Below are 10,869 nucleotides of genomic sequence, written 5' to 3' on the forward strand. Positions count from 1 at the left end.
TCGGCGGGTCAAAAGCGCAACTGCGCGGTGAGCATCGCCGAGCGCGGCATGGCCGGCGTGTAGCGGTAGCCGCTCTTGTTGATCGCCGCGATGTAGTGCTTGTCGAAGACATTGTAGACATTGAGCTGCAGGTCGAGGTGCGTGTTCACCTCGAAGCTGGCCATCGCGTCGAATACCCAGTAGCCGCGGGTGAAGGTCGGCGTGCCGACCGCGCCGTCGCTGCCGCGCTTCATCCCGCCGGCATGGCGTGCGCCGCCGCCGAGGGTGAGGTTGAACGGCAGCCGGTATGTGGTCCACGCGGTGAACGCGCTGGTCGGCGTGTACGGCAGGTCGGCGGAGCCGTCGCTGGTCACCGCGCTGCCGCGGATGACCTTGGCGTCCATGCGGGTATAGCCGGTGCTCACCGCCCAGCGGTCGGTGATCCTGCCGACCGCGCCGATCTCCACGCCTTGCACGCGCTTCCTGCCGACCTGGTAGTACAGGCCATCGGTCGGGTCCTGCACCAGGTCGTTGCTGACCGTGGTGCGGTACAGCGCACCGGTCAGCAGCAGCCTGTCGCCCAGCACGCTCCACTTCGTGCCCAGCTCGACGGTGCGCGCGCGCTGGGGGTCGAGGTCGGGATTGTCGGCACTGTTCGACGCGTTGCTGAGGGTAAGCGTGTTGCCGCCCGGTGGCTCCTGCGACATGGCGAAGTTGGCGTAGATGCTGCCGGCGGCGACGGGCTTGAACAGCACGCCGAGTTTGTAATTGGGCAGGTTGTCGGAGAGGCGCGCGTCCACGCTGGGCAGCACCGTGCCGGCCGGGTGACTGCCGCAGGCCGGGCCGCGCCGGCCGCCGCAGACGTCGGTGCTGACAAACCGCGTGCGGTAATGGTCCAGCCGCGCGCCGGCGTTGAGTTGCCAGCGCTCGCCGAATTTGAGCGTGTCGAACAGGTAGGCCGCGACGGTATCGGTCTTGCCGTTGCCGTGGGCGCCGTTGCGGGCGTAGGCCAGGCCGCCCTGGTCGGGGTCGGGCCGGTACAGGTTCGCCGGGGGCCAGGTGCTGCCGGAGAGCGGGGCAATGCCCTGCGTCGCGGCTTGCTCGCGGCTGAGCTCGATGCCGGCGCTGAGGTCGTGGCCGACCGCGCCGGTGTCGAAGCTGGCGGTGAGGTTGGTCTGGTTGGTGAGGATGCGGTTGGTCTGGTGCTTGAAGGTCGGGTTGCTGCGCGCCACCGTCCAGGTCGAGGGGTCATCCGGGTCCGGCGTCGACAGGTGCGCCGCGGTGGCCGTGAACGAGGTGAGCAAGTAATCCTGGTGCGTGCGGCCCCAGCGCAAGGTGTCGTGCACGGCGAGGTGGTCGGAGAAATCGTGTTCGACGATCGCGGTGAACATGTCGACCTGCACGTCGTCGTGGTCCTGCCGGGTGCCGTAGAAGTTGTGCGGGTCAACCGCAGCGGCGTCGGACAGGAACGGCCGCGTCGGATCGGGACTGGCGTAGCCGGGCAGGCCGATGGTGGAGACGCCGCCATCGGGCACGTTGTCGTGCTTCACGTGCAGGTAGTCGAGATAGATCCGGGTGGCGCTGCCCAGGCCGAGGCCCAGCGACGGCGCCACGCCCCAGCGGTTGTTCTGCACCCGGTCGCGCCCCGGCACGCCGCTGTCCTGGCCCATCACGTTGAGGCGGAAGGCAGCGTCTTCGCCGATCGCCTGGTTCCAGTCCGCGGTGGCACGTTGCTGGCTGGCGCTGCCGTAACCCAGCGAGCCGGAGATGGCGTTGTCCAGCTGCGGGCGCTTGCTGACCATGTTGATCGCGCCGGTCGGCGCGGTGCGGCCGTATTCGGTGCCGTCCGGGCCCTTGGTGACTTCGATCTGCTCGATGTTGAACACGTCGCGCGAGACCGAGCCGAGGTCACGCACGCCGTCGACGAAGATGCTGCCTGAGCTGTCGAAGCCGCGCATGTACATCGTGTCGCCGGTGCTGGTGGCGCCGTTTTCGCCAGCGTAGAAGGTGCCCACGCCGGGGCTGTTGCGCAACGCCTCGGAAAGCGTGGTGGCGCCTTGCTGCTGGATCAGGTCGCGGCCGATGACGCTGATGGTCTGCGTGGTGTCCAGCAGCGGCTGGGTGAACTTGTGCGATGAGAGCTCGTCGATGCGGTAGTCGACGCCGGCGCTGCCTCGCACCTGCACGCGCGGCAGGTTGCGCGCCTGCGCGACCAGCGGGGCGTCCGCGGCAGCCGCGTCGGCGGGCGTGGCGGCATGCGCGGGGGCGAGGGCCAGGCTGCCGAGGAGGGCGGTGGTCAGCAACCCGGGCGCCATCGCGGGGAGGGCGCGGCGGGTGGGGTGTTTCCTGCTCTTGATCGGGCTCATGCGGGGTCCTGTGCGTCGTGTGGAATCAGGCCGGTCCCCGTCCCGCACGCGCGACAGCCATCGCCGTCGATCGAATGGAGTGACGGCGGTGGCCGTGAAGGCGCACACGATATTGCCAATGAGAATGATTTGCAATAACTCACCGAGGCAACAAGGCCCATTCGCCAACGACAGGCATCACACAGCAAGAGGCCCCGCAGCAGCGTGCGGGGCCTCGTGTTTCCTGCTTGTCGATGTTCGGCTGCGGCGGCGAGGCGTTGCGCCTGCCGCCGCGGCGGCGGTTACCAGATCTTCACCTGCTTGTCGGCCGGGCGAACCATCGCGTCGCCGGTCTTGCACTGGAACGCCTGGGCGAACGCCGGCATGTTGGACGGCGCGCCGATCGCGCGGAACTTCATCGGCGAATGCGGATCGGCGTTGAGGTAGACCATCTGCGCCTTGTCGCGGATGCTGCCACGCCACACGCGCGCCCAGTTGAGGAAGAAGCGCTGATCCTCGGTGTAGCCGTCGATCTTCTGCGTGGCCTCGGCCGGCTGATTCTTCAGCGCGGTCTGCAGCGCGTCGTAGGCGATGTTGAGGCCACCCAGGTCGGCGATGTTCTCCCCCAGGGTCAGCTTGCCGTTGACGTGCAGGTCCGGGTGGTCGGGCAGCGGCGCGTAGTTGTCGAACTGGTCGACCAGCTTCTGCGCGCGCTCGTCGAACTGCTTCTTGTCGGCGTCCGTCCACCAGTTGTCCAGGTTGCCGCTGCCGTCGAACTGGCTGCCCTGGTCGTCGAAGCCGTGGCTGGCCTCGTGGCCGATCACCGCGCCGATGCCGCCGTAGTTGATCGCGTCGTCGCCCTTGGCATAGAAGAACGGCGGCTGCAGGATCGCGGCCGGGAAGTTGATCGTGTTGTCGGTGGGGTTGTAGTACGCGTTGACCGTCTGCGGCGTCATGAACCATTCCTGGCGGTCGGTCGGCTGGCCGATCTTGGCGATGTCGTAGTCATGGTCGAACTGCTGCGCCGCCTCCATGTTGGCGAAGTAGTTGTCCGCGGTGATCTTCAGGCCGTCCCAGCTGCGCCACTTTTCGGGGTAGCCGATCTTGGGCAGGAAGGTTTCCCACTTGGCGATCGCCTTGGCCTTGGTTTCGTCGCTCATCCAGTCGAGGTTCTGGATGCGCGCCTTCAGCGCGTTGCGGATGTTGGTGACCAGTTCCTCGGCGCGCTGCTTGGCTTCCGGCGGGAAATACTTGGCCACGTACAACTGGCCCAGCGCCTGCCCCATGGCGTCGTTGACCGCGCTCAGCGAGCGCTTCCACTGCGGTTTCTGCTCGGGCTGGCCGCGCAGGGTCTTGTCGTAGAAATCGAAACGGGCGTCGACGAACGGCTCGGACAACACGTCGGCCGCGCCGGAGATCGTGTGGGCGGTCAGATAGGCCTTCCACTGGGCCAATGGCGCGCTGGCCAGCAGCTTGTCCATTTCGGCGAAGAACTTCGGCTGCGAAAGCGAGAAGCCCTTGTCGATGGTGACGCCCTGCGCCTTGAAGAAATCGTTCCAGTCGAAATGCGGAGTGACCTTGTTCGCCTCGGCCACGGTGACGAAGTGGTACTGGTTCTCCGGCTTGCGCATCTCCACCCGCGGGATGGAGTGCCTGGCCAGCTCGGTCTCGAACTTCATGGCCAGGTCGGCCTGGTTGGCCGCGTCCTTGGCCGGCGTGCCGGTGAGCTCGAACAGCTTGGCCAGGTATTTCACGTACTCGGCGCGCACGTCCTTGTACTTGGCATCGGTGTAGTAGTCCGGCGTGGGCAGGCCCAGGCCGCCCTGCACCGCATAGGCGATCTGCATGCTGGCGTTCTTGTAGTCGGCGCGCGCGCCGAAGCGGAACACCGCGCTGTCGCCCTTGGCGAAGGACTGGTTGAGCCAGGCAGGGATGTCCTTGTTCGACTTCAGCGCGTCGATCTTCGCCAGGTAGGGCTTGAGCGGCTCGAAGCCGGCCTTGTTGCGCGCGTCCATGTTCATGCTGGAGCGGTACAGCCAGCCGATCTTCTGCTCGATCGAACCGGGCGTGGCGCTGTCGGCGTTCTTGTCGGCCGCGTCGACCAGCGCGTGCTGGTCGGACAGGCTCTTCTCGCGCAGCAGGTTGAACGAGCCCCACACGGTCTGGTCGGCCGGAATCGGGTTGGCGGCGATCCACTTGGCGTTGACGAACTGGTTGAAGTCGGCGCACGCCTCGGCGGCCTGGCCCAGCTCGCTGATGTCGAACACGCTGGGTGCTGCCGCCGTGGCGGCGCTGCTGGATGCGGGGGCCGCGCTGGCCGCGTCGGCCGGAGTCGCCGGCGTGCTGGCAGGTTCCTGCTTGCCGCACGCGGTGAGCGCCAGCGCGGCGCTGACGGCGAGCGCGAGCGGTTTCAGAAGGGTCTTGGTCATGCGGATTGCCTCCATGGATGGTTCGCCCGCAGGCGTTGCGTGGGTGTCCGGATGGCCGGTGTTCGACGGCCGGCAAGGCCGTGGCCATGCCGATTCACGCTAGGCCAAACGTCATGGGTCAAACAGTGTCAAAGGTCAGGGGCCGGCATGCAAAAGGGCCCCGCATTCGCATGCGGGGCCCCGGTTCTCAAACGGCTGCGACGAGCGCGGTTACCAGATCTTCACCTGCTTGTCGGCCGGACGCACCATCGCGTCGCCCGGCTTGCACTGGAACGCCGCCGCGAACGCCGGCATGTTGGACGGCGCACCGATCGCGCGCAGCGGGGCCGGGGCGTGCGGGTCGGTGTTCAGCCGCAGCAGCGCCTGCTGCTCGCGGATGTTGCCGCGCCACACGCGCGCCCAGTTGAGGAAGAAGCGCTGGTCCTGGGTGTAGCCGTCGATCTTCTGTGTGGCTTCGGCCGGGTGCTGCTTCAGCGCCACCTGCAAGGCGTCGTAGGCGACGTTGAGGCCGCCCAGGTCGGCGATGTTCTCGCCCAGGGTCAGCTTGCCGTTGACGTGCGCGTCGGGTTTGTCCTTGATCGGCGTGTAGTCGTTGAACTGCTGCACCAGCTTGGCCGTGCGGGCGTCGAACTTGGCGCGGTCGGCCTTGCTCCACCAGTTCACGTTGTTGCCGGCGCCGTCGAACTGGCTGCCTTCGTCGTCGAAGCCGTGGCTGGCTTCGTGACCGATCACCGCGCCGATGCCGCCGTAATTGATCGCGTCGTCGGCCTTGGCATCGAAGAACGGCGGCTGCAGGATCGCGGCCGGGAAGTTGATCGTGTTGTCGGTGGGGTTGTAGTACGCGTTGACCGTCTGCGGGGTCATGCCCCATTCCTTGCGGTCGGTCGGCTTGCCGATCTTGGCGATGTCGTAGTCGTAGTTGAACTTCGACGCTGCTTCGAGGTTGGCGTAGTAGTTGTCCGGCACGATGGTCAGGCCGTCCCAGCTGCGGAACTTGTCCGGGTAGCCGATCTTGGGCAGGAAGGTGTCCCACTTGGCGATCGCCTTGGCCTTGGTTTCGTCGCTCATCCAGTCGAGGTTCTGGATGCGCGCCTTCAGCGCGTTGCGGATGTTGGTGACCAGTTCCTCGGCGCGCTGCTTGGCCTCGGGGGTGAACTCCTGCTTGACGTACAGCTCGCCCAGCGCCATGCCCATCGAGCCGTTGACCGCATTCAGCACCTGCTTCCAGCGCGGCTTCTGCTCCGGCTGGCCGGAGAGGGTCTTGCCGTAGAAGGCGAAGCGGTTGTCGCGGAACGGCTTGCTCAGCGCATCGGCGGCGCCGTCGATGGTGTGGAAGCGCAGGTACGCCTGCCACTGGCTGGCCGGCGCGCTGGCCAGCAGCTTGTCGAACTCGGCGAAGAACTTCGGCTGCGACAGCGAGAAGCCCTTGTCGATGGTCACGCCCTGGGCCTTGAAGAAGTTCTCCCAGCTGAAGTGCGGGGTGATCTTGTCCGCTTCGGCCACGCTCACGAAGTGGTACTGGTTTTCCGGGGTGCGCAGTTCGACCGGCGCCAGCGAGGCGGCGGCCAGGCTGGTCTCGAACGCCATCACTTCATCGGCCTGCTTCTTGGCGTCGGCGGCGGACACGCCGGTCAGCTCCAGCGTCTTGGCGATGTAGTCGAGGTAGGCCTTGCGCAGGTCGGCATGCTTCGGGTCGGTGTAGTAGTCCTTGGTGGGCAGGCCCAGGCCATCCTGGAAGGTGTAGCCGATCTGCGTTTCGGCGTGCTTGAAGTCGGCGCCGGCGCCGAACTGGAACACCAGCATGTCGCCCTGGGCGAAGCTCTTGTCGAGGAAGGCGGCCACGTCGTTGCCGTTCTTCAGCTGATCGATCTCGGCCAGCTTGGGCTTGATCGGGTCGAAGCCGGCCTTGTCGATGGCGGCCTCGTCCATGCCCGACTTGTACAGGTTGCCGATCTTCTGCTCGATCGAGCCGGCGGCAGCCTGGTCGGCGCCCTTGGCGGCGTTCTCGACGATCGTGTGCTGGGTGTTGAGGCTGTCCTCGGCCAGCTTGTCGAACGCGCCCCAGCGGGGGCGGTCGTTCGGGATCGGGTTGGCGGCGACCCACTTGGCATTGACGAACTGGTCGAAGTCCGTGCACGCCTCGGCCGGCGCACCCAGCTCGCTGACGTCGAAGATGCTCTTGCTGTCGACGGCCGCGGTGCTGCCGGCGGCGGCCGGTGCGGTGCTGGCGGTCGGCGCCGGTGCATCGGCCGGGGTGGCATCCTGCTTGCCGCAGGCGCTCACGGTCAGGGCCAGGCTGACCGCAAGGGCCAGGGGCTTCAGGTACTGCTTGGTCATGGATATCCCTCGATGGGTGGATCTGGACGGTTTGAGGTTGCGGACATGGCCGCGCGCAAAAGGCTCCCCGGGCGCGCGGACGCAGCCGTTCACGCTAGGCCAATCGACAGGGGCCAGACAGTGTCAAAGGTCAGGGGGTGAGGGGCTGAGGGCGTGCCGGACCGGCGCGGCCGGCAGGCTGTCCGGCGCCACCGCGCCGCCGGAAATGATGAAGGCCATGGCCTGGTCCATGGTCCAGTCGGTGGGGACGAGCTCGTCCACCGGCACCAGTTCCAGATAGCCGCCGGTGGGGTTGGGCGTGGTCGGGATGTACACCGCGGCGATCTCCCGGCCACTGCCTTCCTCGATCATCACCCGGGTCACGAAGCCCACCACCTTCATGCCGCGCCGCGGAAAGTCCACCAGCACCACGCGCTGCATGCCGCTGGGCTTGTTCTGCAGTACCGCCATCAGCTTCTTGGTGCCGCCGTAGATGGTCTGCACCAGCGGGATGCGCGCGAGCAGGTTGTCGAAGGCATTGAGGAAGCGCTGGCCGATCACCCGGTTTGCCACGAAGCCGAGCAGGTACAGCGAGCCCAGCGTGATCAGCAGGGCGGCGATGTAGGTGAGCCATTCCATCTTCAGCGACTCGGCGGCACGCGGTGCCACCAGCGCCAGCGTGCCGAGCAGGGCCTCGACCATCGGCGCGCCGATCCCGGCCAGCACGCCCAGCACGAAATTGAATACCAGCCAGGTCACCCACAACGGGATGAAGGTCAGCAGGCCGGTCAGCAGATAGCGTTTGAGGCGGAGCGGGGGCATGGATCGATCCGGCGGGTCGTGTCCCGCATTGTAGGCGACCGGCGCGGCGACGGGCGTGGTGGCGGGCTTCCGGCGATTGGGTTAGCGTGCTGGCTCCACATGGGGATGGGGGAGTCATGAAGAAGCTGATCGGCGTGCTGCTGCTTGCATGGTTTGTCGTCGGCGCGATCCACGCGCAAGCAATACCTTCGTCCACCGCAGCGGCTCCGGCGCCGGCGGTATCCGCGGCGGCGGCGTTCGACGCCGATGCTGCCACCCAGGCCTACATGGCCGAGCTGACGCCGGCACAGCGAGCCAATTCCGATGCCTACTTCGAGGGCGGTTACTGGCTGACCGGCTGGGATCTGCTGGTGGCCCTGGGCGTGGCGTGGCTGCTGCTCGGCACGCGGCTCTCGGCGCGCATGCGCAACCTCGCCGAGCGACTCACCCGCTGGCGCTGGCTGCAGACGGCGATCTACGCGATCCAATACATCGTGCTGACGACCGTGCTGACCCTGCCGTGGGCGCTGTACGAAGGTTATTTCCGCGAGCACCAGTACGGCTTGTCGAATCTGGGCCTCGGCGGCTGGCTGGGCGAGCAAGCCAAGGGGCTGGCGGTGGGGCTGATCTTCGGCACGCTGGCGCTGGTGCTGATCTATGCGGTGATCCGGCGCGCCACGCGCACCTGGTGGTTGTGGGGCGCGGGGGTGGCCATCGTGTTCGTGATGTTCATGGCCACCATCGCGCCGGTCTACATCTCGCCGCTGTTCAATACCTACCAGTCGCTGCCGGAGAGCCCGCTGAAGGAGCAGGTCCTGTCGATGGCGCGCGCCAACGGCATCCCCGCCTCGGACGTGTACTGGTTCGACGCCTCGCGGCAGAGCAAGCGCATCAGCGCCAACGTCAGCGGCATGTTCGGCACCACCCGCATCAGCCTCAACGACAACCTGCTCAAGCGCAGCTCGCCGGAAGAGATCAAGGCCGTGCTCGGGCACGAGATGGGCCACTACGTGCTCAACCACATCTACAAGGGCATCGTGTTCTTCGGCGTCATCATCGTGATCGGCTTCGCCTTCGTGCGCTGGGGCTTCGGCTGGGCGCAGCAGCGCTGGGGCGAACGCTGGCAGTTGCGCGACGTGGGCGACGTGGCGGGTTTGCCGCTGATCGCGGCGCTGTTCGCGATCTTCATGTTCTTCATGACGCCGGTGAACAACACCATCACCCGCAGCATGGAGGCCGAGGCCGACGCGTTCGGCCTGAACGCGGCACGCCAGCCGGATGGTTTTGCGCATGTCGCGGTGCAGTTGTCCGAGTACCGCAAGATGCATCCCGGTCCGGTCGAGGAGTTCCTGTTCTTCGACCATCCCAGTGGCTGGCAGCGCATCCATCGCGCGATGGTGTGGAAGGCCGAGCATCTGGATGATCCGGGGGTTCGCCGCCAGGGTGCCGACATACCGCAAGCGGCGCGCTGAATCGGGCGCCTGCGCGCCTCAGCGGCGACGGCGGTCCGGATGCGGCCTCAGCACTGCACCCGGCCGCCGGCGAGTTGCGTGCACGGCTGGTAGGTCGGCGGTGGGGGCGGCGTCCAGCGATGGCCGTGATCGCCGTCGTGGTCGTGCGGGCGGTGTCGATACGGCGGCGCCGGCGCCCCCCAGTAGAGCGGCGCGTAGTCGTCCACCGGCTGGGACAACGCCTCGCGATACTGGTCGTTCTGCTGGCGCAGGGTGTCGTTCTCGACCTGCAACTGGTTGCGCTCGGCCTCCTGGTCGAGCTGCGCCTGCCGGCGCGCGGCATCCTCGCGCTGCTGCGCGGCGAGCGCCTCGTCGTAGCGGCGTTGTTCGGCGTCCTCCTGCGCCTGCCGATAGGCGGCCACGCGCTCCTCGTACAACGCGTCGAGATGGCGCGCGTGGGCGTACTGCCTGGCGAGGTCGTGCTGGCCCAGGCGCAGGTAGCGGTCGATCACCTCGCTGTCGTCGGCCTGGTGCAGCAGCTGGCCCTTGCCGTCGGCACAGGGGTGATCGGTATAGGCTACGCCGCCGCCGGCCTGCGGGCACTTGTAGATGTTCTGGGCGCCGGCCGCCGGGGCCAGCAACCACAAGGCCAGCGCCAGGCCGGGCAGCAACGATGAGGCGATCGAGTCGTTCATGGTGATGGCCACTTTGCGGCAGCGCGACTGGATGCCGCGTGACTGGAAGCTTGCCCCCGGCGCGTACCTTCGTCCAGCCCGCAGGCGCCCGGTTCAGCCGCGCCGCGGGATCTGCAGGCCGCGCGCCACCGCCGGCCGCGCCATGCCGCGCTCCAGCCAGGCGGGCACGTGCACGAGGCGGTCGTAGTCGACCAGCTCGCGCGCCTCGTAGAAGGTGATCAGGTTGTTCACCCAGCCCAGCGTGGCGATGTCGGCGATGCCGTAGTCGTCGCCCATGATCCAGTCGCGGCCCGCGAGGCGAGCCTCGAGTACGGCGAGCAGTCGTTTCGATTCGTTGGCGTAGCGCTCGCGCGGGCGCTTGTCGGCGATCTCCCTGCCGGCGAACTTGTTGAAGTAACCGAGCTGGCCGAACATCGGGCCGATCGACGCCATCTGGAAGAACACCCACTGGATGCACTCCCAGCGCCGCGCGGGTTCGGCGGGAATGAAGCTGCCGGTCTTGTCGGCCAGGTACAGCAGGATGGCGCCGGATTCGAACAGCGCCAGCGGCTCGCCGCCGGGGCCGTCGGGGTCGATGATCGCGGGAATCTTGCCGTTGGGGTTGATCGACAGGAACTCCGGCGTGTGGCTTTCGTCGTTGGTGATGTCGACCAGGTGCGGCTCGTACGGCAACCCGGTTTCCTCCAGCATGATCGACGCTTTCACGCCGTTGGGCGTGTTGAGCGAATACAGCTGGATGCGTTCGGGGTGCCGCGCGGGCCAGCGCGCGGTGATCGGAAAACGGGACAGGTCGGGCATGCTGTTTCGTCCTGGTTGCGGAATCGCCCATTGTGCCCCGACGGGCACCGTGTGC

7 protein-coding genes are annotated in these 10,869 nt (G+C 67.2%); 1 reads left to right on the forward strand and 6 read right to left on the reverse strand.

Features of this window, described 5'->3' with window-relative positions:
* Positions 1–8 precede the first annotated feature (8 nt).
* The 4 genes from ACVCMC_RS01520 to ACVCMC_RS01535 form a co-directional block, all read right to left on the reverse strand.
* Entirely contained in the window at positions 9–2,345 is a 2,337-nt protein-coding gene (locus ACVCMC_RS01520; protein ID WP_447098419.1) for a catecholate siderophore receptor Fiu, read from the reverse strand.
* Positions 2,346–2,626: 281 nt separating this feature from the next.
* Positions 2,627–4,753 carry a M13 family metallopeptidase gene (locus ACVCMC_RS01525; RefSeq protein ID WP_447098420.1) on the reverse strand — a complete coding sequence of 709 codons (2,127 nt, stop codon included), beginning with the start codon at positions 4,751–4,753 and terminating at the stop codon, positions 2,627–2,629.
* Between the two features lie 210 nt (positions 4,754–4,963).
* Positions 4,964–7,090: a M13 family metallopeptidase gene (locus tag ACVCMC_RS01530; RefSeq protein WP_447098421.1), complete on the reverse strand. Its 2,127-nt coding sequence runs from the start codon at positions 7,088–7,090 to the stop codon at positions 4,964–4,966.
* Between the two features lie 123 nt (positions 7,091–7,213).
* On the reverse strand, positions 7,214–7,891 hold the full coding sequence (locus ACVCMC_RS01535) for a DUF502 domain-containing protein (protein ID WP_395119608.1): 678 nt from the start codon (positions 7,889–7,891) through the stop codon (positions 7,214–7,216).
* Between the two features lie 116 nt (positions 7,892–8,007).
* Between ACVCMC_RS01535 and ACVCMC_RS01540 the strand changes: the two genes are divergently transcribed.
* Positions 8,008–9,342, forward strand: a complete 1,335-nt coding sequence (locus tag ACVCMC_RS01540; protein ID WP_447098422.1) for a M48 family metallopeptidase — start codon at positions 8,008–8,010, stop codon at positions 9,340–9,342.
* A 47-nt stretch (positions 9,343–9,389) separates the two neighbouring features.
* On the opposite strand, the gene ACVCMC_RS01545 is transcribed toward ACVCMC_RS01540, so the two are convergent.
* A complete protein-coding gene (locus tag ACVCMC_RS01545) occupies positions 9,390–10,016 on the reverse strand; it encodes a DUF4124 domain-containing protein (RefSeq protein ID WP_447098423.1) in 627 nt (208 codons plus the stop codon).
* Between the two features lie 93 nt (positions 10,017–10,109).
* The gene (locus ACVCMC_RS01550; protein ID WP_395119605.1) at positions 10,110–10,814 is read right to left on the reverse strand and encodes a glutathione S-transferase N-terminal domain-containing protein; all 705 of its coding nucleotides are present in this window, start codon (positions 10,812–10,814) and stop codon (positions 10,110–10,112) included.
* Positions 10,815–10,869: the final 55 nt, after the last annotated feature.

The sequence above is a fragment of the Rhodanobacter sp. UC4452_H20 genome, from assembly GCF_052978205.1.

Bases quoted from the DNA above. Each gene is read 5' to 3' on its own strand.
- ACVCMC_RS01520 (WP_447098419.1), bottom strand. From the start codon at position 2,345: ATGAGCCCGATCAAGAGCAGGAAACACCCCACCCGCCGCGCCCTCCCC.
- ACVCMC_RS01525 (WP_447098420.1), bottom strand. From the start codon at position 4,753: ATGACCAAGACCCTTCTGAAACCGCTCGCGCTCGCCGTCAGCGCCGCG.
- ACVCMC_RS01530 (WP_447098421.1), bottom strand. From the start codon at position 7,090: ATGACCAAGCAGTACCTGAAGCCCCTGGCCCTTGCGGTCAGCCTGGCC.
- ACVCMC_RS01535 (WP_395119608.1), bottom strand. From the start codon at position 7,891: ATGCCCCCGCTCCGCCTCAAACGCTATCTGCTGACCGGCCTGCTGACC.
- ACVCMC_RS01540 (WP_447098422.1), top strand. From the start codon at position 8,008: ATGAAGAAGCTGATCGGCGTGCTGCTGCTTGCATGGTTTGTCGTCGGC.
- ACVCMC_RS01545 (WP_447098423.1), bottom strand. From the start codon at position 10,016: ATGAACGACTCGATCGCCTCATCGTTGCTGCCCGGCCTGGCGCTGGCC.
- ACVCMC_RS01550 (WP_395119605.1), bottom strand. From the start codon at position 10,814: ATGCCCGACCTGTCCCGTTTTCCGATCACCGCGCGCTGGCCCGCGCGG.